Source organism: Streptosporangium sandarakinum, from assembly GCF_013409935.1.
Classification (GTDB): domain Bacteria; phylum Actinomycetota; class Actinomycetes; order Streptosporangiales; family Streptosporangiaceae; genus Streptosporangium; species Streptosporangium nondiastaticum.
The window spans coordinates 1,647,236-1,671,659 of record NZ_JACCCO010000001.1 but is presented as its reverse complement, the minus strand read 5'-3'; the positions used below and the strand labels follow the sequence as shown (position 1 = coordinate 1,671,659).

Annotated in this window: 21 protein-coding genes; 9 read left to right on the top strand and 12 right to left on the bottom strand. The window is 73.3% G+C overall.

Features of this window, described 5'->3' with window-relative positions; all coding sequences use genetic code 11:
* Nucleotides 1-28 precede the first annotated feature (28 nt).
* The 3 genes from HDA43_RS07380 to HDA43_RS07370 form a co-directional block, all read right to left on the bottom strand.
* Nucleotides 29-715, bottom strand: coding sequence for a TrmB family transcriptional regulator (locus HDA43_RS07380; RefSeq protein WP_218911640.1), 687 nt, complete (start codon nucleotides 713-715; stop codon nucleotides 29-31).
* Nucleotides 716-1,135: 420 nt separating this feature from the next.
* Complete coding sequence (gene glnII, locus HDA43_RS07375) at nucleotides 1,136-2,149, bottom strand: glutamine synthetase (RefSeq protein ID WP_179818997.1); 1,014 nt, start codon at nucleotides 2,147-2,149, stop codon at nucleotides 1,136-1,138.
* Between the two features lie 292 nt (nucleotides 2,150-2,441).
* On the bottom strand, nucleotides 2,442-3,089 hold the full coding sequence (locus HDA43_RS07370) for a MerR family transcriptional regulator (RefSeq protein WP_179818995.1): 648 nt from the start codon (nucleotides 3,087-3,089) through the stop codon (nucleotides 2,442-2,444).
* A 238-nt stretch (nucleotides 3,090-3,327) separates the two neighbouring features.
* Here HDA43_RS07370 and HDA43_RS07365 point away from each other — a divergent pair, with 238 nt between their 5' ends.
* From HDA43_RS07365 to HDA43_RS07345, 5 genes are all read left to right on the top strand, one after another.
* The gene (locus HDA43_RS07365; protein ID WP_179818993.1) at nucleotides 3,328-4,203 is read left to right on the top strand and encodes a MurR/RpiR family transcriptional regulator; all 876 of its coding nucleotides are present in this window, start codon (nucleotides 3,328-3,330) and stop codon (nucleotides 4,201-4,203) included.
* Nucleotides 4,204-4,206: 3 nt separating this feature from the next.
* Nucleotides 4,207-4,977 (top strand): sugar isomerase domain-containing protein, encoded by a 771-nt coding sequence (locus HDA43_RS07360; RefSeq protein WP_312873079.1) that lies wholly within the window; start codon nucleotides 4,207-4,209, stop codon nucleotides 4,975-4,977.
* A gap of 19 nt (nucleotides 4,978-4,996) precedes the next feature.
* A complete protein-coding gene (gene ngcE, locus HDA43_RS07355) occupies nucleotides 4,997-6,406 on the top strand; it encodes an N-acetylglucosamine/diacetylchitobiose ABC transporter substrate-binding protein (RefSeq protein WP_179818991.1) in 1,410 nt (469 codons plus the stop codon).
* Nucleotides 6,407-6,545: 139 nt separating this feature from the next.
* Complete coding sequence (locus tag HDA43_RS07350; protein WP_179818990.1) at nucleotides 6,546-7,448, top strand: carbohydrate ABC transporter permease; 903 nt, start codon at nucleotides 6,546-6,548, stop codon at nucleotides 7,446-7,448.
* Nucleotides 7,448-8,359, top strand: a complete 912-nt coding sequence (locus HDA43_RS07345; protein ID WP_179818988.1) for a carbohydrate ABC transporter permease — start codon at nucleotides 7,448-7,450, stop codon at nucleotides 8,357-8,359. The genes HDA43_RS07350 and HDA43_RS07345 overlap by 1 nt, the downstream gene beginning before the upstream one ends.
* Nucleotides 8,360-8,630: 271 nt before the next feature.
* Here the strand turns inward: HDA43_RS07345 and HDA43_RS07340 are convergent, their stop codons facing one another.
* Nucleotides 8,631-9,347 (bottom strand): DNA alkylation repair protein, encoded by a 717-nt coding sequence (locus HDA43_RS07340; RefSeq protein WP_179818986.1) that lies wholly within the window; start codon nucleotides 9,345-9,347, stop codon nucleotides 8,631-8,633.
* A 269-nt stretch (nucleotides 9,348-9,616) separates the two neighbouring features.
* Complete coding sequence (locus HDA43_RS07335) at nucleotides 9,617-10,315, bottom strand: TetR/AcrR family transcriptional regulator (protein ID WP_179818984.1); 699 nt, start codon at nucleotides 10,313-10,315, stop codon at nucleotides 9,617-9,619.
* A gap of 91 nt (nucleotides 10,316-10,406) precedes the next feature.
* Here HDA43_RS07335 and HDA43_RS07330 point away from each other — a divergent pair, with 91 nt between their 5' ends.
* Nucleotides 10,407-12,035 (top strand): sensor histidine kinase, encoded by a 1,629-nt coding sequence (locus HDA43_RS07330; RefSeq protein WP_218911639.1) that lies wholly within the window; start codon nucleotides 10,407-10,409, stop codon nucleotides 12,033-12,035.
* A gap of 102 nt (nucleotides 12,036-12,137) precedes the next feature.
* Nucleotides 12,138-12,794, top strand: a complete 657-nt coding sequence (locus HDA43_RS07325; RefSeq protein WP_179822909.1) for a response regulator — start codon at nucleotides 12,138-12,140, stop codon at nucleotides 12,792-12,794.
* Between the two features lie 147 nt (nucleotides 12,795-12,941).
* Here the strand turns inward: HDA43_RS07325 and HDA43_RS07320 are convergent, their stop codons facing one another.
* The 3 genes from HDA43_RS07320 to HDA43_RS34810 all read right to left on the bottom strand — a co-directional run bounded on the left by HDA43_RS07320 (nucleotide 12,942) and on the right by HDA43_RS34810 (nucleotide 15,155).
* Complete coding sequence (locus HDA43_RS07320; RefSeq protein WP_179818980.1) at nucleotides 12,942-13,256, bottom strand: hypothetical protein; 315 nt, start codon at nucleotides 13,254-13,256, stop codon at nucleotides 12,942-12,944.
* Between the two features lie 184 nt (nucleotides 13,257-13,440).
* Nucleotides 13,441-14,315 (bottom strand): IS5 family transposase gene (locus HDA43_RS07315; protein ID WP_376770459.1). Its coding sequence is split into 2 segments (ribosomal slippage): nucleotides 13,441-13,944 and nucleotides 13,947-14,315, totalling 873 coding nucleotides; the frame shifts between segments, so codons are not numbered across the junction.
* A gap of 210 nt (nucleotides 14,316-14,525) precedes the next feature.
* Complete coding sequence (locus HDA43_RS34810; protein ID WP_312873077.1) at nucleotides 14,526-15,155, bottom strand: phosphatase PAP2 family protein; 630 nt, start codon at nucleotides 15,153-15,155, stop codon at nucleotides 14,526-14,528.
* A gap of 304 nt (nucleotides 15,156-15,459) precedes the next feature.
* Between HDA43_RS34810 and HDA43_RS07305 the strand changes: the two genes are divergently transcribed.
* The gene (locus HDA43_RS07305; RefSeq protein ID WP_179818977.1) at nucleotides 15,460-16,980 is read left to right on the top strand and encodes a glycoside hydrolase family 3 protein; all 1,521 of its coding nucleotides are present in this window, start codon (nucleotides 15,460-15,462) and stop codon (nucleotides 16,978-16,980) included.
* Nucleotides 16,981-17,116: 136 nt separating this feature from the next.
* Here the strand turns inward: HDA43_RS07305 and HDA43_RS07300 are convergent, their stop codons facing one another.
* The 3 genes from HDA43_RS07300 to HDA43_RS07290 all read right to left on the bottom strand — a co-directional run bounded on the left by HDA43_RS07300 (nucleotide 17,117) and on the right by HDA43_RS07290 (nucleotide 19,975).
* The gene (locus HDA43_RS07300) at nucleotides 17,117-17,929 is read right to left on the bottom strand and encodes an aminoglycoside 3'-phosphotransferase (RefSeq protein WP_179818975.1); all 813 of its coding nucleotides are present in this window, start codon (nucleotides 17,927-17,929) and stop codon (nucleotides 17,117-17,119) included.
* Nucleotides 17,930-18,073: 144 nt separating this feature from the next.
* Entirely contained in the window at nucleotides 18,074-18,943 is an 870-nt protein-coding gene (locus HDA43_RS07295) for an AraC family transcriptional regulator (protein WP_179818973.1), read from the bottom strand.
* A 144-nt stretch (nucleotides 18,944-19,087) separates the two neighbouring features.
* The gene (locus tag HDA43_RS07290) at nucleotides 19,088-19,975 is read right to left on the bottom strand and encodes a TetR/AcrR family transcriptional regulator (protein WP_179818971.1); all 888 of its coding nucleotides are present in this window, start codon (nucleotides 19,973-19,975) and stop codon (nucleotides 19,088-19,090) included.
* 64 nt (nucleotides 19,976-20,039) lie between these two features.
* On the opposite strand from HDA43_RS07290, the gene HDA43_RS07285 reads away from it, so the two are divergent.
* Complete coding sequence (locus HDA43_RS07285) at nucleotides 20,040-21,776, top strand: right-handed parallel beta-helix repeat-containing protein (protein WP_179818969.1); 1,737 nt, start codon at nucleotides 20,040-20,042, stop codon at nucleotides 21,774-21,776.
* 22 nt (nucleotides 21,777-21,798) lie between these two features.
* On the opposite strand, the gene HDA43_RS07280 is transcribed toward HDA43_RS07285, so the two are convergent.
* Nucleotides 21,799-24,411, bottom strand: coding sequence for a GNAT family N-acetyltransferase (locus tag HDA43_RS07280; protein WP_312873075.1), 2,613 nt, complete (start codon nucleotides 24,409-24,411; stop codon nucleotides 21,799-21,801).
* Between the last annotated feature and the right edge of the window lie 13 nt (nucleotides 24,412-24,424).

Below are 24,424 nucleotides of genomic sequence, written 5' to 3'. Positions count from 1 at the left end.
GACATACCAATATCGGACGCCTCAAAGATCAGCGACGGACGCCGCTGATGTACTGCGCGGCCAGCAGGACCACGGCGCGGTCCTGGGTGTAGACGCCCCAGCCCGCGCCGTTCGCCAGGCCGCCGATCAGGACCTCCCGGCGGTCGCCCACGACGACGAGGAGGCGGCCCCCGGCGTCCTCGCCGGCCCGGTCTCCCGCCCTGTCCGGCTCGGTCCCGAAGCACGTCGCCGACACCTCGACCCCGCGCTTCGCGGCCCTGCGGACCAGCGGGGACAGCAGCGCCGTCTCCTCCGGCCAGGCCGCGACGAGCAGGGCGGAGCGGGCGGCGGCCACCACGTCCCCGGCGCGGGTGAGCAGCGACTCGGCGTCCCTGAGGTTGTGGGTCGGCGGCGCCTCGGGCGGCGCGGCGATCGTGGGCAGCGAGGACTGCAGCGACTCCATCGAGTCGTCGAACTCCCGGCGCATGCGCTCCAGCAGGGCCGCGGGCGGCAGCGGCTGGTAGCCGACGGCGCCCTCCTCCTCGTGCAGCTCGTAGGCGGCGCCCCGGGACACCAGCTTGCCCAGCGTCTCGTAGACCGTGCTGCGCGGCACGCCCGAGCGCTTGGCCACCTCGTAGCCGTTGAGCGGCCGTCCGGCTCCGACCAGCGCGACGTACGCCTTGGCCTCGTATCCCGACATGCCCAGGCGCTGCAACTGTTCCACGACGTCTCGCATCGCAGTCATGCTACGGCGCGCTGTCACCGTTTAGTGTTGTCCCAAACCGCCAAATTCGGTTCCATGTTCCAGGTCGGAGTCGTGGACCCGGCTCCCGGCCGCTCAACCCGGCGGCCGTTCCACGGGTCGCTCACCGTCGGATTTTCCGGCCGTGCCGGACTTTCCGGCCGCGCGGGACCTTCGGGCCGGTCGGGGTTTCGGACCGCGCGGAGCCTTCGGGCCGGACGGGGCTTTCGGACCGCGGGGTTTCGGATCACGCGGAGCTTCGGACCGCGGGGCCTCGGGCCACGCGCGGCCCTCGGGTCGCGCGGGCTTTTCCGCCGGGCCGCCGTACGGAGGACCCCCGGGAACGGCGAAGGGCCGCGGCCGTCCCCGGTGGAGGCGGCCGCGGCCCGGACGTGACGCGCCGGCGCGGGAGGGTCAGACCTGGCCGGCCTTCTCCAGGGCCGTGCAGCAGGTGTCCACCATGAGGCGGGTGACCGTGTAGGGGTCGACGTTGGCGTTGGGGCGGCGGTCCTCGATGTAGCCCTTCTTGTCCACCTCGACCTGCCACGGGATGCGCACCGAGGCGCCGCGGTCGGAGACGCCGTAGCTGAACTGGTCCCACCGGGCGGTCTCGTGGTGGCCGGTGAGGCGGTCCTCGACGCCGTCGCCGTAGTTCCTGACGTGCTCCAGCGCGTTCTCGGCGAGCGCCTCGCAGGCGGTGATGATCGCGTCGTAGCCCTCGCGCATCGCCTTGGTGGAGAAGTTCGTGTGCGCGCCGGCGCCGTTCCAGTCGCCCTTCACCGGCTTGGCGTCGAGCGTGGCGGCGATGTCGAAGTCCTCGGCGACGCGGTAGAGCAGCCAGCGGGCCATCCACAGGTGGTCGGCGACCTCGACGGGTCCGGCCGGGCCGACCTGGAACTCCCACTGGCCCGGCATGACCTCGGCGTTGATGCCGGAGATCGCCAGGCCGGCCTCCAGGCACAGGTCGAGGTGCTTCTCGACGACGTCACGGCCGAAGACCTCGTCGGCGCCGACACCGCAGTAGTAGCCGCCCTGCGGGGCGGGGAAGCCGCCCTGCGGGAAGCCGAGCGGGCGGCCCTCCTTGAAGAAGGTGTACTCCTGCTCGATGCCGAACCAGGACTCCTGGTCGGCGAACCGCTCGGCGACCTCCACGAGCCTGGCCCGGGTGTTGCTGACGTGCGGGGTCAGGTCGGTGTTGAGGACCTCGCAGAGCACCAGCACGTTGTCGCCGCCGCGGATCGGGTCCGGGCAGGTGAAGACCGGCTTGAGCACGCGGTCGGAGGACGGGCCCTCGGCCTGGTTGGTGCTGGAACCGTCGAAGCCCCAGAGGGGCGGCTCGGCGCCGTCCGCCAGGATTCTGGTCTTGGAGCGCAGCTTGGCGGTCGGCTTGGTGCCGTCGATCCAGATGTATTCGGCCTTGAAGGTCATCCGCGGACTTCCTTGAGGAGGGAGAGGTCTGGTGCGCTTCCAGACTCGCAAGGAGCGGTTTCCCGGCTGTTGCCCGTATGTGAACAGAATGTTACCGATGCCCGTTTGCCGAGTTTTGGGTGATATGTCCCATTGGGGGGCGGTGCGCGGGCCGGCCCGGCACGCCGGTGCGGTCCCGGTGTCCGGTCCGGGCGAGCCGTTCCGGTGTCCGGCCCGATGTTCGGCCCGGTGGCCGTTCCGGTGGCCGTTCCGGTGTCCGGCCCGGTGGCCGGTCGGGTGGTCGGCCCGGCGTTCAGTCAGGCGAGCCGCCGGCCTCGAAGCGGCCCGCCGAGACCGACTCCTGGGCCAGACGGCGCATGGCGTCGAAGATCCGGCCGTACACCACGGTCAGGACCACCAGCGCCTCGACCGCGCTCTCCCGGGGGCCGTCGAAGGGGATGACGCCGGTCTCGCGCTCGGTGACCAGCCGGAGCGCGGCCTCGGCGTAGGACCGCAGCCTCTCGCCGGTGGCGGGCATGCCGAGCCGGCCGAGGGTCAGGACGGCCTGGGCCAGCTCGTCGCGGGCGGGCGCGAAGGGGGTGACCCGCCAGTCGAGGTCGTCGACCAGCCGGTCCACCTCGGCGCGGGCGCGCCGCCAGTCCTCGTCGTCGGGCCGGGGCTCGACCGCCGGGGCGAGGGCGTAGTGGGCGGTGCCGAGTACGGTGTGCATGTCCAGGCTCTCGTCGTCCACGGCGGCGAGCACCCTGCGGATGGCGGCTATGGGCAGCCGGCCCACCTTCAGCAGCGCGCGGATCAGGCGCAGCCGGCGCACGTGGCCCTCGCCGTACTCCGCCCGGGTGGCCGACGTCTGCTCCCCGGGGGGGAGGAGACCCTCGCGCAGGTAGTACTTGATGGTCGGGACGGGGACGTCCGTGGCGGCGCTGAGCTGGGAGATCCGCATGACCGGATGGTATCGGCGGCCCGGGCCGCCGCCGGAGCGGCGAGCCGGGCCGGGGCGGACCGGCCGCCATGCGCCGGAACGGCGGGAAGGCCGGAGAGTCGGGCGAAATCCGCGTGATTTCCGAGAATTCGTGGGATTTCCTTCTCTGACACGTCGGTTTTCACCGGAAAGCGGCAGGGGGTTGACGCGATCTCCCGGTAAGAATAATTTTCATCCAATCTCCCGGCTGGTGAAAGGAATGTCTGTGGCCGCAGGCGCACTCGGACGCATCCAGACCGAGACGCCCACGCTGCCCGGAGCCCTCCGCCGGGTCGGCGAGGCCATCCTGGCCGACCCCGCCGCGGCCGCCCGCTCCACGATCATGGCGCTCGCCGAGCGCAGCGGCAGCTCCCCGGCGACCGTCACCCGGTTCTGCCGGGTCTTCGGCTTCACCGGCTACGCCGGGCTGCGGGTCGCGCTGGCCACCGAGACCGGGCGGGCCGCGCAGGCCCACTGGGACGCCGGCGTCGGCCACGAGATCGCCCCCACCGACCCCCTGGACGTCGCGATCGGCGTGATGGCCGCCACCGACTCCCGGCTCATCCAGGAGACCGCGGCCCAGCTCGACGCCACCGCCGTCGCGCGGGTCGCCGACGCCGTCGTCGCAGCCCGCCGGACGCTGATCTTCGGCGTCTCCACCAGCGGGTCCGCGGCGAGCATGATGGCCGGGCGGCTGCGCCGGATCGGGATGCCCTGCTGGAGCCACGCCGACGCCCACGAGTCCCTCGCCGAGGCGGCGCTGCTGGCCCCCGGCGACGTCGCGATCGGCGTCTCCCACCGGGGCCGCACCCGCGAGGTCCTGGAGCCGCTCGCCGAGGCCGCCGCCCGCGGCGCGACGACCGTCGCCGTCACCTCCTTCGTCCGCTCCCCGCTGGCCGACCTCGCCCGTCTGGTGCTGACCACCGCCAGCAGGGAGACCACCTTCCGGCTGGGCGGCCTGGCCGCCGTCCACTCCCAGCTGTTCGTCCTCGACGCCGTCTACGTCGCCGTCGCGCAGCGCACCTACGAGCAGACCGACCGGGCGTTCGAGCTCACCATCCGGGTGCTCGAAAGCCACCGCGTGGAAAGGAGCTGACGAGTGGAGACCGGCATGGAGGTCGGAGCCGCGGACTACGCCCGCGAGGCGCGGGCGCTGATGGACGAGGTCGTCCGCACGCAGGCGGAGGCGGTGGGACGGGCCGCGGCGCTGCTGACCGCGTCCGTCCTGGACGACGGCGTCATCCAGGCGTTCGGCTCCGGCCACTCCGAGGCCATCGCGATGGAGATCGCCGGCCGCGCCGGCGGGCTCGTGCCCACCAACCGGCTCTCGCTGCGCGACCTCGTCCTGTACGGCGGAGCCCCCGTGGACATGCTCCTCGGCGCTCCCAGCGAGCTGGAACGCGACCCCGGCGTCGCCCGGCGGATCTACGACCTCGCCCCCGTGCGGCCCCAGGACGCGTTCGTGCTGATCTCCAGCTCGGGGGTGAACGGCTCGGTGGTGGAGCTGGCCTCCATCGTCAAGGAGAAGGGCCACGGCCTGGTCGCCGTGACCTCCGTACGGCACAGTACGGAGATGGCCTCCCGCCACCCCTCGGGCCGCAAGCTCCTCGACCTCGCCGACGTGGTCCTCGACAACGGTGCACCGTACGGCGACGCGATCATGCCGCTGCCGGGGGGCGGCACGTTCGGGGCGGTCTCCACCATCACCTCCGCGCTGCTGGCCCAGATGGTCGTCGCCGAGGTGGTGCGCGCCCTGGCCGGGGCGGGCCGCACACCGCCGGTCTACCGGTCCGTCAACGTGACCGGCGGCGACGAGCACAACCGCGACCTTGAGAACCGCTACGCCGGAAGGATCCGGCGAGGTGCCTGATCACCCCCCAGGAGGAAGAATGACCCAACTGTCCCGGCGCGAGCTGCTGCGCAGCGCGGTCCTCGCGGGAATCGCGCTGCCCGCGCTGTCCGCCTGCGCCACTCCCGCGGGCAACGGCGGAGCCTCCCAGTCCGCGCCGGCCGCCGGAGCCACCAGCGCGGCCAACCCGCTCGGCTTCACCGAGGGCAAACCCCTGGAGATCTGGATCTTCGACGGCGGCTTCGGCGACGCCTACGCCAAGGACGTCCACGAAGCGCTGATCAAGGCCAAGCACCCCAAGCTGGAGATCAAGCACAACGCGACCAAGGAGATCGCCAAGACCCTCCAGCCGCGCTTCGCCGGCGGCAACCCCCCGGAGTTCATCAACAACTCCGGCGCCGACGCCATGGACTTCGGCGCCCTCGTCCAGGACGGCCAGCTCGCCGACCTCACGCCGCTGTTCGACGCGCCGAGCTGGGACGACCCGGCCGTCAAGGTGCGCGACACGATCGACCCCGTCGCGATCGAGCTGGGCAGCTACGACGGCACGCCGTACGTCCTCAACTACGCCACCACCGTCTGGGGCATCTGGTACTCCAAGAAGCTCTTCGACGCCGAGGGCTGGCAGCCGCCCAAGACCTGGGACGAGTTCCTCAAGCTCTGCGAGACCATCAAGAAGGCCGGCAAGATGGCGCCGTTCACCTACGCCGGCAAGCACCCCTTCTACATCTACGAGACCATCCTCACCCTCGCCGCGAAGATCGGCGGCAAGGACGTGCTGAAGAACATCGACAACCTGGAGGACGGCGCCTGGAAGGCCGAGCCGGTCAAGCAGGCCGCCACCGCCTTCGCCGAGCTCGGCGCCAAGTACCTCCTCCAGGGCACCGCCGGCCTGGACCACATCCAGACCCAGACCGCCCACAACAAGGGCCAGGTCGCCATGCTGCCCTGCGGCTCCTGGCTGGAGAACGAGCAGAAGGACACCACCCCCGCCGACTTCGACTACGCGATGTTCCCGCTGCCGGACTTCACCTCCTCCGACGCCCTGCCGTACGGCACGGTGCACGCCCGGCCGGGCGAGGAGTACGTCGTGCCGTCCAAGTCGGGCAACCCCCGGGCGGGCATGGAGTACATGCGCGCGATGCTCTCCAAGGAGGGCGCCGGCAAGTTCATGGAGCTGGTCTCCACGCTCACCATCGTCAAGGGCGCCGGCGAGGGACGCACCCTGAAGCCGGGCCTGAAGAGCTCCTCCGACGTGCTGACCGCGGCCGGTGACAACACCGTCTGGTTCCTGTTCCGCAAGTGGTACGTCGAGATGCACGACGAGGTGGCCGCCGCGACCGGGCAGCTCATGAGCGGCAAGCTGACCGTCGACCAGTGGACGGACCGCGTGCAGAAGAAGGCCGACTCCATCAAGAACGACTCCTCCGTGAAGAAGTTCTCGAGGTAACCGGGGTGAGCGGCGGCACGGCCGGACGGCCGGTGGCGGGGGAGGGCACGGCGCGTACCGCGTGGACTCCGCGTCCGGCGCGTACGGAGCACGCGGTGGGCGCGCCGGGCGCGGCGGCCGGGGAAGCGGAGGACGGCCGGTGAGCCACGGCAGGCTGAGGTTCGTCACCGGGTTCCTCGCGGTCCCGGTGGCGCTGTACCTGATCTATGTGATCGCCCCCTACGCGCAGGCGTTCTACATCGCGCTCACCGACTGGCGCGGGGTCACCGCGTCCCCGGGGTTCGTCGGCCTGGAGAACTTCCGCAGGCTTTTCGCGGACGACGTCTTCTGGACGGCGGTCGGCCACAACCTGCTCCTGCTGATCCTGATGCCGCTGCTCACCGTCGGTATCGCCCTCTTCTTCGCTTTCCTGCTCAACGCCGGGGGACGGGGCGGCGCCGCGGGCGTGTGGGGGTCGAAGTTCTACCGGGTGGTGTTCTTCTTCCCCCAGGTGCTGGCCGTGGCCGTGGTCGCGGTGCTGTTCCAGCAGGTCTTCCGGCCCGACCGGAGCGGCATGCTCAACGCGCCGCTGATCGCCCTCGGGTTCGAGCCCGTCGGCTTCCTGTCCGACACCGGCGTGGCGCTGTGGTCGATCCTCGGCGTGCTCGTCTGGCAGGCGGTCGGCTTCTACGTGGTGCTGTTCTCGGCCGGCATCGCCTCCATCCCGCGGGACCTGTTCGAGGCGGCGGCGATCGACGGCGCCGGGGGAGCGCAGCTCTTCTTCCGGATCACCCTGCCCCTGCTGTGGGACACCATCCAGGTCGGCTGGGTCTACCTCGGCATCGCGGCGCTGGACGTCTTCGCCATCGTGTGGGTGATGACGGCCGAGCACGGCGGGCCCGACCACTCCACGACCGTGATGGCCGCGGAGATCTACCGGACGGCCTTCCAGTACTTCAAGTTCGGCTACGCCTCGGCGATGGGCGTGGTGCTCTTCTTCTTCACCATCGGGTTCGCGGCGCTGGCCCTGCGCCTGTCGCGGCGTGAGCGAATCGAGTTCTAGTGGCGGAAGCGGCGATACCCCGCAGCCGGGCCCTCGCCCGGGAGGAGCGCAGGCGGCGGCTCGGCCCGTTCGGGGTCCTGACGCACCTCGCGCTGCTGGTGTGGACGGTCCTGGTCGTGGTCCCGATCGCATGGACCTTCCTGGCGTCGGTCAAGAGCGAGGACGAGATCTTCGGCGACGCCTGGTCGCTGCCGGCCGCCCTGCGCCTCGACAACTGGGCGCGGGCGTGGGACCAGGCCCACATCGGCCAGTACATGATCAACAGCGTGGTCGTCGTGGCGTTCGGCGTGTTCGGCACCATGCTGTTCGGCTCCATGGCGGCCTACGTGCTGGCCCGCTACCGGTTCGTCGGCAACCGGGCGATCTACCTCCTGTTCGTCTCCGGTCTGGCCTTCCCGGTCTACCTCGCGCTGACCCCGCTGTTCTTCGTCGTGCAGAACATGGGGACGCTGCCGGTGGTCGGGCCGTTCATCGGGCTGAACACCCACGCCGGGCTGGTCCTGGTCTACATCGCCTACTCGCTGCCGTTCACCGTGTTCTTCCTGGCGGCGTTCTTCCGTACGCTGCCCGGCGCGGTGGCCGAGGCCGCCTTCGTGGACGGGGCCTCGCACACCCGGGTGTTCTTCCAGATCATGCTGCCCATGGCCCGCCCGGGCATCGTCAGCGTGACGATCTTCAACGTGCTGGGGCAGTGGAACCAGTACCAGCTCCCGCTGGTGCTGCTCAACTCCGACCGGAGCAAGTGGGTGCTCACCCAGGGCATCGCCGACATCTCCACCGCCGCGGGCTACGACGCCGACTGGTCGGCCCTGTTCGCGGCGCTCAGCATGGCGATCCTGCCGATGCTCGTGGTCTACACGATCTTCCAGAGCCAGATCCAGAAGGGCCTGACCGCCGGGGCGCTCAAGTGACGTCCCGCTGACGCCCCGCTGCGTGCCGCCCTCCGCCCGGCGGCCGGGCATCCGGGCCGGCGGAGGACGGCCGGGCATCCGGGCCGGGGGCCGGGCCGGCGGGCGGCCTCTCCACCTTCCCCGGGAGGGGCCGCCCGGCGGTGCCGGGTCCGGGCGTCCGTCGTCCGCCGGACCGTCCGCCCGCCTGCCGGGCCGGTCGTCCACCGGCCGGATCGCCCGGCGGCGGATCAGGGGCCGGCGGGCCCCGCGGCCCCTCACGTCATCCGGCCCCTCACACCGCCGGGCTCTTCGGGCTCCCGGGGTTCCTGGGATCCGTCAGGTTCTTCAGGGCCTCGCGGCGGCTCAGGCCGGTGATGCCCATGTGGTCGACGTAGCGGAGCACCTCGCCGGGGTTGCTCCTGGCGTACTCGCGCAGTGCCCAGCCGATCGCCTTGCGGGCGAAGAAGTCGTTGTCGGACAGGCTCGGCTCGATGCAGGCGTAGAGCAGGCCGGGGTCGGTGGCCCCCCGGAACCGGTTCTGGCACAGGATGGCCGTACGGCGCCGCCACAGGTCGCGGTCGCGGGCCCAGCGCAGCATGAGCGGGCGCATGACGTCGGGGAAGGCCGCCAGCAGGCCGCCGACGCGATGGACGGCCAGCTCGTCGACGTAGTCCCACCACGCACCGGTGACGATCATCTCCTCGTACATCGGCAGCGCGTCGAGCGTCTGGTGGGCCCGGTAGAGGCGGAAACCGGTCAGCTCGATCGCGGCGTAGCGCTCCTCGCGGTACTCGGCGTCCCGCCACAGCGTCAGCGCCGCCTCGCGCCACTCGCGTGCGTCCCGCAGCGGGTGCTCGCCGAAGACCCTCCGGAGCGCGGTACGGCGCGGCACCGCCTGGGCCCCGAGGAAGGGCAGGTCCGACTTCATGTAGGCCCGCATCGCCTCGGCCTTGCCCGGGTCCGCCGCCTCTGTCAGGGCGATCCGCACGGCCTTGTGCAGTGTGTCCATCACTCCCCGTCCGCCGCGCCGTCCCCGCGCGTGGCCCGCCCGGCGCTCATGGTCAGCTCCTCGCCGGCTCTTCGCCGGATTCTCCTCGGCTCCTTCTCGGCTCCGCCGCCGGCCCGCCCCTCGCCTGCCGCCGGGCGTCGCCGTGCCGGTTCGCATCACCGTGTCGGTTCCGTCCCCGGGCGTCAAGCCGGGCCCGGAAACCGCCGACCGGGAGCGGCCGTCACCCGGAAGCCGCGGGCCGGGGCGTCCGGCTCGTGGCCCGCGGGCCGTCAGCCCGGGTGGCTGCTGCGCTCGCCGGTGGCCAGGCCGTCGAAGAGGATCATGATGTAGTGCTCGGCGATGGCCGCGGTGTCGAGGCGGCCGTCCGGCCGGAACCAGCGGACCGCGACCCAGATGGTGTCGCGGATCATGCGGTAGGTGAGCTTGGGATCGACGTCGGGGCGGATCCCGCCGGTGGCCTGGCCCCGCTTGATCTGCTCGATCCACATCCGCTCGACCTCCTCCTCGGCCTTCACCAGGTAGCCGAAGCGGTCGCCGGGCAGGGATCGCAGGTAGTTCCAGTCGTTCTGCATGACGGTGACCGCGGCGCGGTGCGGCTTCAGCGCGGCGAACCCGGTGCGGACCATCTCCGCCAGGACCTCGCGCGGTTCGCCCCCGCGCGCCAACACGGCGCGGTAGCGGCCCACCAGGTCGTCGAGGAAGGTGGTCAGCACCTCGTCGACGATCGACTCCTTGGAGTCGAAGTGGTGGTAGAGGCTCCCGGACAGGATGCCGGCCTCCACCGCGATCTCGCGGACGGTCGTGGCCTGGAACCCCTTGCGGGCGAAGAGCTCGGCGGCCAGCTGGACGAGGTGGTCACGGCGCTCGGAGGCCGAGCCGGACGCGGTCGCGCGCCTGGCCGCGCCCTGGCGCCTGGCCGGGGCGCCGGTCGTGCCGCCGGAGTTCTTTCGCGGGTTCACGTCACCCATTATGGTCCTTTGCGCAATCGCTTGTTCACCGGAACACACCAGCTCACGCCCGTTTTCCCTGGCGGGCCGCTGTCCGGATACCGTGGCCCGCGTGAGGCGGAAGGCGACGGCGGCCAGGGATCTCCTGCTGTGGGCGGTGCTGTGCCTGCCCCTGCTGTGGGGCGGCCGGTCCGTCCTGCTGGCCGACCGCTACACCCCCTGGGAGATCGCCGCCGGGGCCGCCGCCATCGGGGCGGCCGTGGCGCTGGGCCGGTCGCGCCCGCTCCCGGCGATGCTCGTCACCGCGGCGCTCTGGCTGGCCGCCGCCGGGACCGGCAAGGCGGTGGGCTGCTTCCCGGCGCTGGCCGTCATGAGCTACCTGGCGGGCCTGCGCGTGCCGCGGGTGCGGCCCGCGCTGATCGCGCTGGGCGCCGGCACGGCCGCGGCGGTGCTCGCCGTACCGGTGCTGAGCCGCGACACCGGGGACTGGTTCGTGACGGTCGCCGGGATCGCCCTGTTCGGGGTCGTCCCCTGGCTGGCGGGGCACGCCCGGCACCAGCACCTGGAGCTGGTCCGCGCGGGCTGGGAACGGGCCGAACGGCTGGAGCGCGAGCAGCGCGCCGTCGCCGAGCAGGTACGGCTGCGCGAGCGCGCCCGCATCGCCGGGGACATGCACGACCTGCTGGGCCACGAGCTGAGCCTGGTCGCGCTGCGGATCGGCGCGCTGGAGGTGGCCCCCGACCTCGCGGAACGCCATCGGGAGATCGCCGGGCAGGCCCGGTCGGCGGTCACCGCCGCCGCCGGCCGCCTCCGGGAGATCGTCGAGGTGCTCCGCGACGACACCGCCCCCGACCCGGTACGGCACGGCGTCGCCGACCTCGTCGAGCGGGCCCGGGCGGCGGGCATGGACGTCGAACTGCACGGCCCCGGAGAGGACGGCCTCGCCCCGATGGCCGGGCAGGCCGTACGGCGGGTCGTGCAGGAGGGCCTGACCAACGCGGCCAAGCACGCGGCCGGAGCGCCGGTGACGGTCCGGCTCGACCGGACCGCGGACGAGACCGTGGTGACAGTGGTGACCGGCCTCGGCGGCCCGCCGCCCCGCGCCGCGGGCACCCGTGCGGCCGGGGCCGGCCCGGCGGACCCGGGCCGGCCGGGAAACGGGGCGGGAGCGGCGACCGGGGCGGCGGACCCGGGCGGGGCGGGACCGGGCGGGGGGTACGGGCTCGTCGGGCTGGCCGAGCGGGTGCGCCTGTGCGGCGGATCGCTCCACGCGGGGGAGCGGGCCGGCGGGTTCGAGCTGACGGCCAGGCTGCCCCGCGTCCCCGGTCCGGTGCGGGACGTCCCCGTGCCGTCCGCCGACCACCTGCGGCGGGCCCGGCGCCGGGTGCGCCGCACCCGGGCGGTGGCGCTCACCGCCGCCCTGCTCACGGTCATCGGGACGGCGGCCGCCGTGGTGGGGTACACCGCCTACGACGCCGCGGCCTCCGTACTGTCCCCGGCCGGCTTCGGGCGGCTCCGGACGGGGATGGAGCAGGCCGCGGTGGAGGCCCTGCTCCCGGCCAGGACGCGGATCGACGGTCCGGCGGTGGGGGAGCCGCCGGTGCCCGCGGGGGCCCGGTGCCGGTACTACGGCACGCACGCCGACCCCTTCGGCGCGCGGGGCGGGGAGCTGTACCGGCTGTGCTTCGCGGGCGGGCGGCTGGTGGGCAAGGATTTCCTGCCCGTCGGCCGGGTTCCGTAGAGTCGGGCGGCGACCGGGGCCCGCCGGGCCGGAGGGCCGTGGGGTTCACGCGGGGTTCGCGTGAGGGGTGCGTGGGATTTGCGAGGTTCGGAGGGGGACATGGTGGTCCGGGTCGTACTGGCCGACGACGAGGCCGTGGTCCGCGCGGGGGTGCGGATGATCCTGTCCGCCGATCCCGGGATCGAGGTGGTCGCCGAGGCCGGCGACGGCCGGTCCCTGGTCGAGCTGGTGCGCGTCCACCGGCCGGACGTCGCGCTGGTGGACGTCCGGATGCCCGGGCTCGACGGGCTGGCCGCGGTCCCCGAGCTGCGCCGGGTCGCCCCCGATACGGCGGTGCTGATCATGACCGCCTTCGGTGAGGACACCGCCATCGCCAGGGCGCTCGGTGACGGCGCGGCCGGTTTCCTGCTCAAGACCGGTGATCCGCGCGAGTTCCTGCTCGGGGTGCGGGCGGTCGCCGAGGGCGCCGCCTACCTGTCGCCCCGGGTCGCCTCCCGGGTGATCGACGGCATCACCGGCGACCGGCTCGCCAGGAGCGCCGCCGCCCGCGACCGGATCGGCGCGCTCACCGGCCGCGAGCGGGAGGTCCTCGGCCTGCTCGGCGCGGGGCTGTCCAACGCGGAGATCGCCCGCCGCCTGCACCTGGCCGAGGGCAGCGTCAAGACGTACGTGAGCACGATCCTGGGCCGGCTCGGCGTGCGCAACCGGGTGCAGGCCGCCATCCTGGCCCACGAGGCGGGGCTGGCCGCGCGGTCCTGAGCGGACTCCGCCGCGGTGAGGGGGCCGGGGCGCGGGGGCCCGTACCCGGCGGTGCCGAGGCGCCCCAAGAGGCGTCCGGAGAGATGTCCGGAGCGGGGCGGAGGAGCGGGCCGGGGCCTGGACCCCCGGAGGTCCAGGCCCGGAGGCTCAGCAGCCGTCGGTCGAGTAGCAGCTCTTCACGTACCACTTGCCGCTGTAGTAGGCGCCGCTGCTGGCCTTGCTCGTGCTGCCCACGGAGACCAGGGAGCCCGGCACGTAGGAGCAGGACGAGGTGGAGCAGAAGTAGCCGTAGACCCGGAAGTAGGTCTCAAGCCCGCTGGTGCACTTGACGCTCACCGAGTTGTTGGTGCCCGCGGTCTTGGTGCAGCCGCCCACCGCGGCGGCGGGGGAGGTGGTGGCACCGATGAGGGCGGTGGCCCCGAGAACGATGCCGGCGATGCCGGAGAAGATCTTTTTCGTCACGGGCATTCTTGATCGCTTGTCGGCATCCGCTTCACAAGGGGGCGGCGTGGTTTCCCGGCGGATCGGGTGTTCCCGGCGCGGGCAAGGTCGTGGAGGGCCCCGGGACCTGTCCTGTGGAGCTTCTTCCGCGGAGCTTCGCCGTGGCGGGGATCCACGGAACAGGTCCTAGGACCTGTTTTGTGGATCATCTGAGCCAGAGCAGTAGGCAGACGATGGTCACGGCCGATCGGTAGTGGGTGGCGAGCTTGTCGTAGCGGGTCGCGATGCCTTTGAAGTGCTTGAGCCGGTTGAAGCAGCGTTCGACGACGTTGCGCCGCTTGTAGCGGATCGGGTCGAAGGCGTGGCGGCGGTGTCCGCGGCGGGCTCGTCCGGCCAGCTGGTCGGCGCGTTCGGGGATGGTCGCGCCGATCTTTCGTCGGCGCAGGTAGGCGCGGATGGTGCGGGAGCTGTAGCCCTTGTCGGCGATCACATGGGCGGGGCGGGTGCGTGGCCGGCCGGGGCCGGGGCGGGGGACGCGGATGGCCTCCATCACGGTGGTGAACTGGGTGCAGTCGTTGACGTTGCCGCCGGTGAGCACGAATGCCAGGGGCAGGCCGCGTCCGTCGGCGGCCAGGTGGATCTTGGTGGTCAGTCCGCCGCGCGAGCGCCCGAGCGCCTGTCGGCCCTGATCGGTCTGAGCTGATTGCTGCCCGGGCGTCCGGTGCCGGTTCCCCCTTTACGGGCGCCGGCGGCGTGCTGGTGGGCGCGCACGATGGTGGAGTCCACGCAGATGGCCGACCAGTCGACCTGGCCGATCGCATCGTTGTGGACCTGGATGTGTTCCAGGAGTCGGGCGAAGGTGCCGTCGGCCGACCAGCGGCGGAAGCGCTGGTAGATGGTCTGCCAGGGGCCGTAGCGGTCGGGGATGTCGCGCCAGTCGGCGCCGGTGCGGATCTTCCAGACGATGCCGTTGAGTACCTGGCGGTGATCGCGCCAGCGGCCACCGCGTTCGGGGTTGGCCGGAAGCAATGGGGCGATGCGCGCCCAGGCGTCATCGGTCAGTTCATGGCGGCGAACCATGTGTCCTATCCAGCCACATCATCGGTGCCGCGTCAGGCGAACCGGCCGGTGGCTGGGGAGTGTGAGGGGCCGCAAGGCCCCTCACCTGGGGTTTGGGGCAACGCCCCAAATAGACACAGCCCGAGCGTGATACGCGCGCAGCGCGAAGACCCAGCGAGGTCCGAGACGCGGGTCGCGCCATTCACCGTTCAGTGATCCACAAAACAGGTCCTAGCGGCGGGCCGTCCTGGTGTCCAGCACCAGCGTCCGGAGGGTGGCGTGCGCGCGCCACCGGCCGACCAGCCTCGTCACCGGTACGGCCAGGGCCCACATGACCAGCGGCGCCACCACCGCGCCGAGCAGCAGGCCGGCCAGGACGTCGTGCGGGAAGTGGACGCCGACGAACACCCGGGAGAAGGCCCCCAGCGCCGCCAGCACCGGCACGTAGAGCAGCGTGCGGCGCCAGGCGACCGCCAGCGCCACGGCGGTGGCGCCGGCGAGCGTCGCGTGGTTGCTCGGCAGCGACCAGTCCCCGAACTCCGGGCACGGGGCGAGGGTGACCACGCCGTGGACCAGGCGGCAGGGGCGGTCGATCCGCAGCGCGCCCTTGACGATCTCGCTGACCAGGTAGGACGCCACCATCGCGGCGGGGGCGAGGAGCGCCAGCGCCATGGCCCGGTCGTCGCGCCGCCTGGCCCGCCACCAGGTGGCGAGGTACAGGACGGCGAAGACCAGCAGTACGGCCTCGGTGCCGATCTCGGCCAGTTCCTGGAACCAGTGCGGGGTGGTCCGGGCGAACGCGGTGATCTGCCGGTACCACTCGGCGCTCACGTCGGGGACGTCTTCGATCTCGTTGGGCACGCTTCCTCCGTGTCGTTCCATGCGGTGCTGATGACCGTAGGGAACGGGAGGTGCGGCCGGCCGTCGCCGAACGTCGCCGGCTGCCGTTGACTTTGGTCAATGCCGCCCACGCCGACCGGGACCCACGGGGAACGGGACCGGTTGCCGGGGCGAAGGCCCACGGTCAGCCCCCTGGTAATTAGTAAACTTTCCTATTAGATTTGCGGGGAGTCCCGGGAGAGCGCTCTCGCCGGGAAGGCCCCTGGGACAACGTGCTGCCCGCGCGCCCACGGCAGGAGACGCCGTCGCCGGGCGAGGAGGATGCATGAAGCGCGGCCGAGAGCTGCTTCGCCTGGCGGACACCGTCGTTCTCCCCGGATTCGAGGGGAGGACCCCGCCCGACTGGCTCCGGCGGCGGCTGTCCGACGGCCTGACCGGAGTGGTGCTCTTCTCCCGCAACATCGCCTCTCCGAGCCAGGTCGCGGACCTCACGGCGGCGCTGCGCGCGGAGAACCCGCAGGTCCTCGTCGGGATCGACGAGGAGGCGGGGGAGGTCACCCGCCTGGAGGCCGCCACCGGCAGCGGCAGGCCGGGGAACTTCGCCCTGGGCGTGGTGGACGATCCCGGCCTCACCGAGGAGATCGCCCGCGACCTCGGGCGCGACCTCGCCCTGGCCGGCATCAACCTCGACTTCGCCCCTTCGGCGGACGTGAACTCCAACCCGCGCAACCCGGTCATCGGGCTGCGTTCCTTCGGCGTCGGCCCGGCCCTGGTCGCCCGGCACACCGCCGCCTGGATCCGCGGCCTGCAGTCGGCCGGGGTCGCCGCCTGCGCCAAGCACTTCCCCGGGCACGGCGACACCTCCGTCGACTCCCACCACGGCCTGCCGATCGTCGGCGCCGACGCGGACGAGCTGCGCGAGGTGGCGCTGCCGCCCTTCCGTGCGGCCGTGGCCGAGGGGGTGCGGGCGGTCATGACCGGTCACCTGCTGGTCCCGGCGATCGACCGCGCCCAGCCCGCCACGCTCAGCGGTCCGGTGCTGCGCGACCTGCTCCGCGACGAGCTGGGCTTCGAGGGCGTCATCGTCACCGACGGCATCGAGATGGAGGCGGTCTCCGGGCCACACGGCATCGGCGGCGCGTCCGCGCTGGCCATCGCCGCCGGGGCCGACGCGATCTGCGTGGGCGGTGAGCACGCCGACGAGCGGACCGCCGTCGAGGTGCGCGACGCCATCGCCGACGCCGTGATCGAGGGCAGGCTCCCCGAGGAACGGCTGGCCGACGCGGCCGAGCGGGTCTGCGACCTGGCCCTCTGGGCCGCCTCCGCCGGACCCGCCCGCCGGTCCGCCGTCTCCGCGTCCCCCGGGGACGTCCCCGTCGGCCTGGCCGCCGCCCGGCGGGCGCTGCGGGTCACCCGGCGCTCCTCGGCCGCCGTCATCCCGCTGCCCGCCCCGCCTCACGTGCTCGAACTCGCCCCCGAGATGAACCTCGCCATCGACCCGCACACCCCCTGGGGCGTCGGCGAGCCGCTCGGCAAGCTGCTGCCCGGCACCACGGTGACCCGCCTGACCGCCCCCGAGGCCACCGGGGGAGCGGTCGAGGCGGCCCTGGCCACGGCGGCCGGACGTCCCCTGGTCGCCGTCGTCCGCGACGCCCACCGCCACGCCTGGCAGACCGCCGTCCTCGAACACCTGCTGGCCGCCCGCCCGGACGCCGTCGTGGTCGAGATGGGGCTGCCCGACCGCTGCGACCTCGGCGCGGTCCACGTGGCGACGTACGGCGCAGCCCGCGTCTGCGGCCAGGCCGCCGCCGAGCTGCTCGCCGGGTGCGCGGGCTCAGACGGCTAAATCGGACGTACTTCGTAAAGGGTGTCCTTCTCGAAAGAACCGACAAGCCAGAGATAACGCCGGAGCGGGGCGGAACGAATCGCCGAACGGGGACCCGCCCGGCCGTCCCTCGCGGAGGCCGGGCGGACGCGGCCGGTCAGGCCATGTCCCACAGCAGGCGGTAGTAGGCGATGCGCTCGGGGTCCGGGGCGACCCCGTACGCGTCGTAGAGGATGCCTTCGTATCCCGGGCCGTAGTTCCACTCCGTGCTCCACACCGCGACCGCGAGGTCGGCCCACCGGTCGGCCACGCCGAGCGAGCCGAGGTCGACGTGTGCGGCGAACGCGCCGTCGTCGCGCAGCAGGGTGTTGGGGGCGCACGCGTCGCCGTGGCAGACGACCAGGCGGTCGATCGGGGGCGGCTCGCCGATGCGCGCCCGGGCCTCGGCGAGGTCGGCGCACCCGTGCGCGGCGAGGCCGTCGGCCGGTCCATCCCCGGCGGCGATGCGCTCGTCCGCGCGGACGAGCCGCCGCTCGACGCCCCAGTCGAACGGGCACTCCTCCACGGGCAGGGCGTCGTGCAGCAGGCGCAGTCCCCGGCCGACCGCGGCGGCCGCGGTCGCCGGTTCGGCGGTCCACCGGGGGTCCACCGCCGACCGGCCGGGGATCGCCGCCGTGACCAGCCACGCGCCGTCGGCGTCCGAGCCGTGCTCGATGACCCGCGGGACGGGCACCCACCGCTGAGCCCAGGCCAGGCGCTCCGCCTCGCCGGCGAGGTCGATCTCCGGGGTGCCCGCGGCGACCCACTTGGCGTAACGGGCGCCGCCGGAGGCGTCCTGGAGGCGGAACGTCAGGCCGCCGAGCTCGTTGCGCCACACCGGGGTGACGGTGTCGTCGCCGGCGAGCGCCGCGACGACGGCGGGGACGGCCACCGGCCCGGTCGGGATCTCGGAGATGACGGGGAGGCTCATGACAGACATGATCCTCCCCGCTCCGGGCCGGTGGCCAACGGTTTCCCGCGGGCGGGTCCGCACGGGACCGCCGGACGGCCCACCCCGGACGCACGTCTCCCACGGGCAGGCGTTTCTCGTGGGCAGGCGTCTCCCGCGGGCCGATCAGCCCTCGGTCCGCTCCACGGGCAGCCACAGCTCGGCGGCGGCCTCCTTGCCGTCCTGTGACATCCGGGTGAGCCGCATGATCTCCGGCCCCGGCCTGGTGCGGTACGGGTTGGACGGGAACCACTGCGAGTAGGCGTCCGCCCAGATGCGCTGCAGCGCCTCCGGGACCGGTCCCGAGCTCTCGAAGACCACCCACGTCCCCGCCGGGACGACGAGGGCGTCCAGGTCCCCGGGCGCGTCGGCGCCGGTCACCACGCCGTGGTAGTAGTCCAGCTCGCTGCCCTCCGCGCGGCCGGGGTCGATGTCGTCGCACACCGAGACGATCCCCCGCGGCTCCTGGTCGGAGAGCGCCGCCATCCGCCCCAGCGTCTCCTGGTCGATGCTCCGGATGTGGTCGGCCATCGGCTGGTTCACCCCCAGGTGGACGAGGGGGATTCGCGCCTTCCTGCCGACCACGCGGAACTCGTCCTTCTCCACGATCCGGTACCGCATGCTCATGCTCCCTTCGATGACGAGGCGGAAGGACATGGGGGGCTGGAAGCGCAGGGCCGCGCCGGTCCGCCTGGCCTCGCCGGGGCCGATGCCGTGCACGGCGCGGAACGCGCGGGCGAACGCCTCGCTGGAGCCGTAGCCGTACCGCACCGCCACGTCGAGCAGCGTCTCCTCCCCGGCGATCACCAGGGCACCGGCGACGCTGAGCCGCCGGCGGCGGACGTACTCCGACAGCGGCATGCCGGCCAGCGCGGAGAACATCCGCCGGAAGTGGTACTCCGACGTGACGGCGATCCGTGCCAGTTCGGCGACGTCGATCCGCTCGTCGAGGTGCTCCTCGATGTGCCGCATGGCCTGGTTCAGCCGGTCCAGCATCCCCGTCTCCTTCTCTTTCGCGTCATCACGCTAGGCGTGGCGAACCAGGCCGGACCCGACATTCCATGCCCGCTCGGATCGGGTACGGCGCCTGCCGTGCCGGCCGGGTCATACGGGTACGGGGCCTGCTCGTCCGGGCCGTTCCTAGGCGTCGGCCCTGCGCCTGCGGTAGGCGCGCTGCCGGCAGGCCCGCGAGCAGTACACGCGGGGGCGGCCCGAGGGGGCGGCGTCCAGCGGGGTGCCGCATTCGGGGCAGCTCTCCGGACTTGTTTCGTCACGACTTTCGTCACTCTCTCTTTCGCGTTCGCGGACGAGCACCTCGACGCCGTCCAGGAGGCGGCGCAGGCCGAACGTGAAGGAGTCCTCCGGGTGGTCCCAGCCGCCCGTCTCCCACAGGCGGGTGAGCGTGGGGTAGCGGTCGAGCCGTTCGTACAGGGAGTCGCGGGCGCCCCACCAGTCCTGCTCGGACACGCCGCTGCGCCGCTCCTCGCGTCGCGTCTCGGCCAGGAGCAGGGCCTCGGCGTCCACGAACCGGCCGAGCAGGTCGATCACCGCGATCACCTCGGACGGTCGCAGCGCGGTGCCGGTCAGCGTGCCGAGCATGTAGTCGTAGTGGGCCACGGCGTTGGGCCCCGGCAGGTGACGGGAGCCGCGCACCTCGGCCAGCCAGGGATGCCGCCCGCGGAGCTCCCACCCCTGCCGGGCCACCTCCACGAGCCGCTCCCGCCAGCCCCCCTCGGCGCCCGGTCCCTCCTCCGGCGCCTCGGCGAGCACCTCGCCCAGGACCTCGTCCCGCATCAGGTCCACGAGCTGGTCGCGCCCGGGAACGTGCCGGTACAGCGACATGGTCGTGAAGCCGAGCCGGTCGGCGACCTTGCGCATCGACAGCCCCTCCAGGCCCTCGGCGTCGGCCAGCTCGATGGCGGCGCGCACGATCCGGCGCAGGCTGAGGCCCGGTCGCGGCTCGCGTTCCGCCTCCCGCCACAGCAGCTCCACCCCGTGGTCGGGGTCCCCGGCTCTGCCCTGCGCCATTGGCACCTCCTGTGTTTATGGTGTAATACCTTGTGTACGGTATAAACAGCAAAGGCGGTCAAGCATGTTCCATCTTCACGTCGCCCCCGACGGGGACGACTCCTGGCCCGGCTCCCTCGAACGCCCCTTCGCCACCCTGGAACGGGCCCGGTCGGCCGCCAGGGAGGCGGGCGGAGACGTCGTCGTCCTGCTCCGGGGCGGCACCCACGAACTCGCCCGGCCCCTCGAACTCACCGAGGCCGACTCGGGCGTCGTCTACCAGGCGTACGGGTACGGCACCCCCGCGCGGGAGGAGGCCGTGCTGAGCGGCGGCCGGACGATCACCGGCTGGCGCGAGCGCGACGGCGTCTGGACGGCCGAGGTCGGCGACCTGGAGACCCGCCAGCTCCACGTCGACGGCCGCCGCGCCGCCCGCGCCGGCATCCCGGGCCTGCCGGGCTCGTCCCCGGCCGCGACCGCCACCGGATACGTCACCGACAGCGCCGAGCCGCTCGGCTGGCGCAGCCCCCGCGACGTGGAGTTCGTCCACCGGGGCGTCTACCCGTGGACGGAGGCCCGCCTGGGCGTCGCGGACGTCTCCCGCGACGGCGGCCTGACGGCGATCACCATGGCCCGGCCCGCCTTCGACTGGGCCGCCGAGCTGTACGACTCCACGTGGGACGGCGTCACCTCCACCGGCCCCGGCCTGCCCACCCGGATCGAGAACGACCCGAGCTTCCTGCGCGAGCCGGGCACCTTCGTGCTCGACCGCTCCCGCCCCGGCGACCACGTGCTGCGCTACCTGCCCCGCCCCGGTGAGGACCCCGCGCGCACCCGGGTGGTCGCCCCGGTGCTGGAGACCCTGCTGCGCGTGGCCGGCGCGCGGGGGACGGCGTTCCTGGGGCTGGTGTTCGCCGACGCGACCTGGCTGCGCCCGAGCCGTCCCGAGGGCTTCGTGCACTACCACGGCAGCGGCTACTACGAGGGCGGCGGCGTCGGGGTGGCGGTCCTGGGGGAGGGGGCGTCCGTGACGTATCCCGCCGCTTCCGTGACGATTCCCGCCTGTGTCGTCTTCGAGGACACCGTGGACGCGGTGGTCGAGGGCTGCCGGTTCACCCGGCTCGGGGCGTCCGGGCTGGGCGTGTCCGGCGGCGAAGGGCTCACCGTGCGCGGATGCGACTTCGACACCCTCTCCGCCGGAGCCGTCGTGGTGTCCGGCAGCCGGGGCACGGTGATCGAGGACAACCTGGTGCGCGGCATCGGGCTCGAATACCGCGGATCGCCCGGCATCTCGATCATGGGGACGTCCGGCTGCGTCGTCGCGCACAACGAGATCGGCGACGTGCCGCACTGCGGGATCACGGCCGGACCCGGCGAGGGCACCCGGATCCTGAACAACCGCACCGCCGACACCATGCAGGTCCTGGCCGACGGCGGCGGGGTCTACCTGTCCGGGCCGCAGGGCGACTCGCACGGCAACGGCGCGCTGGTGCGGGGCAACGTCATCGAGGACACCCGCACGCCGTACAACTTCGGGCTCTACACCGACTACGGGGCCTCATGGGTGACGGTCGAGGGCAACGTCGTCGCCCGCGCCGACAACACGGCCGTGCTGCACGTGGGGCCGCCGCTGGAGAACGTCGTCTACCGGGGCAACTTCTGGGACGCCGACCCGCTCGGCCACGACGACCCGCCGAGCGGCGTCACCTACGAGGGGAACGTCACCATCAAGGACGAGCACGAGCTGAACGCCGCCACCGCCGCCATCCGGGCGCGGGCCGGACGGCGGCACCGGGACCGGGACCGGTCGGCCGGGGCCTGAGCCGTCGCGGCCGGCGACGAGGTCAGCGGGCGTCCGGGTGGTCGCCGAACAGCGCGGTGAACCGCTCGCGCGTGAGGAACGCCAGCTGCGCCCGCTTGGTCGGCATATCGATCTCGCCCTCGAAGGTGAAGCCGGTGATCTTCAGCCGGTTCAGGGCCCGCTCGTTGCGGGCGTCGGGCTCGACGACCAGGCGGCGCGCCTCGGGGTCGCGGAACAGGAACCGGAGCAGGGCCGGGACCACCGCCCCGGTCAGGCCGTGGGGCGGCTGCTGCCCGGGTGCGAGCAACAGGTGCATGCCGACGTCACCGGATCGCACGTCGTAGCGCTCGCCGACCGGGTCGGCGTCCGGCTCGTAGCTCTGGAACAGCCCGATCGGCCGGTCGTCGAGCCGGATCAGGAACGCGTGGTGGGTGGGCAGGCCGTCGACCAGCTCGTAGATCTCCCGGACCTGCTCGACGGAGTGGTCGAGCATGCCCCAGAACGTGGCGCGGGGCTGGGTGACCCAGCCGTGCACCAGTTCGGCGTCCGTCTGCGGGTTCAGCACGGTCAGGCTCAACCGGCCCATGCCCGGTAGGTCCTCTTCGTACACGACCACGGCCATCGTCGGGTCTCCTTCCAGGGGGATGAGGTCGCCGGCGGCCCAGTGCGCCGACTGGTCGAGGAAATGCGGGTCGCCGGCGCGGCCGGAGGATCCGAACGGGACGATCCATCGGCTGGCGGCCCGGTCGCCCACCTGCCAGACGTAGCGGGCGACGGGCCCGCGCCGGCAGACGTCGGAGACCCCGGGCACGCTGTCGGTGGCCAGCACCGCGTCGTTGTCGCCGGCGAGCCGGACGCGGGCGCGCAGAGCCGCGACGGCGGCGCCCACCGCCGGATCGGCGCCGAGGTGCACCGGGTGCAGCAGGTGACGCTCGCCCCAGGCGTCCGGCTCCGGACCGGCCGCCACCTCGTCGAGCGCCGCCGCGGCCGGCGGCAGCGGGTCACCGCCCAGCCTCGGCAGTCCGGTGACGAGGCCGTCGAGAGCCAGGCCCACGCGCGTGGCCGGGTCGGTCCACGGGGCGAAGAGCTCGTCGAAGGCGCTCGGTGCCCGCAGCGGCCGCAGGGCGGGCTCCTCCGCCAGCCGCCGGGCGAGGGCGGCCCGCCAGGCGGCGAACGCGCCGGCGTCGGCGCTGTCGGCGTCCATGCGGCCGGACCAGGCGAGGAGCCGGTCGCGCAGGATCGCCCCGGCCGGGCTCAGCCGCCGCGCGGGCAGCCGCCGGAGCAGGCTCAGCAGGGCGGCGTGGTCGGCGAGCGTGTCGGTGTGCACGGTGCCGGCGGGCGCGCCGTCGGCCAGTAGCGCCCGGATGCGGCGGGCGCGGTGCGGCGGAGCGAAGTCGCGGCCGAGCTCCGCGTTGTCCCCCGCGCGACGGTCGTTGGCGTGCACCTCGACGTCCGGCACGACGGCGGACGGCATCGGGGCGTACCCGGCGTGCCAGCGGTAGCGGGGGTCCCAGCCCGGGACCGGCTCGTCGCGGCAGCGGTCGTCGCGGATCGGCACCCGGCCGGCGACCAGGCGCAGCACCGTGCCGGTGTCGTCGGCGACGAGGACGCTGTTGACCGGCTCCACCCAGTCGCGCAGGGCCTCGGCGACATCGCCGGCGCGGCGGGCGCGCAGCAGCGGCAGCAGCGCGTCGAAGCCCAGATCGCCGTCGACACGGGTGGGCGTACGCAGGCTGATCGCCTCGCCGGTGGTCCGGTCGACGTCGATGACCGGGCCGCGTGCCGTTTCGATGATCTCAACCTCGACCGGGTCGCCGCCGCGTACCGCGATCCGTTCGACGTGGTGTGGCACGGCGGTCCAGCCGTCCGCCTCCCGGACCTCGATCCGCCCGTCGCGGCGGCGCAGCCGTTCGCGGTAGAGGTCCTGGTAGTCGGCCATGGCGTTGGTGACGGCCCAGGCGACCGGGCCGGCGTGGCCGAAGTGCGGCACGCCCGGAACGCCGGGGAAGGCCAGCCCGGCCACGTCGAATTCGGGGCAGGAGAGGCGGACCTGCTGGTAGATCCCCGGCAGTTCGAGTACGCGGTGCGGGTCGCCGGCGATCACGGTGGGCCGCCCGGCGCCCGGGTCCCCCGCCACCGCCCAGGCGTTGCTGCCCGCGCCCGCCGGCCCCTCCATGGCGAAGAGGTCGCCGGCCCCGGGACCCAGGGTGGCGCTGACGTGGGCGCGCCACAGCTTGTTCGGGAAGGTCGAGAAGAGGATGTGCTGAACGAGGAAGACGCCGAGCGGCGACCAGGGTCGCCACGGGTCGGGAGCGCAGCCGGCCGCGCCGAATTCCGGAGCGTCGGCGTGCGGCAGGGCGTCGTTGACGCCGTCCACGTAGGCCTCGATCCAGCGCCTGGTCTCCGGGAGCAGTCGCTGGAAGCAGCGGCGGGCGGTGTCGTCCAGCCGGGCCCGCCGGGCGAAACGGTCCCAGGGCACGTGTGCGGGGCCCAGTCGTTCGGCCAGCCGGCCCTCGGAGCGCCATTTCTCGGTCTGCACCTGCCAGGCGCGATCGGTGACGGCCGTGAAGCCCTGCACGTAGGCCAGGTCCTCGACAGTGTCGCCCCACATGTGTGGAATGCCCCACTGATTCCGTCGGGCGGCCCCCCTCCTCACATGATCCTCCTTA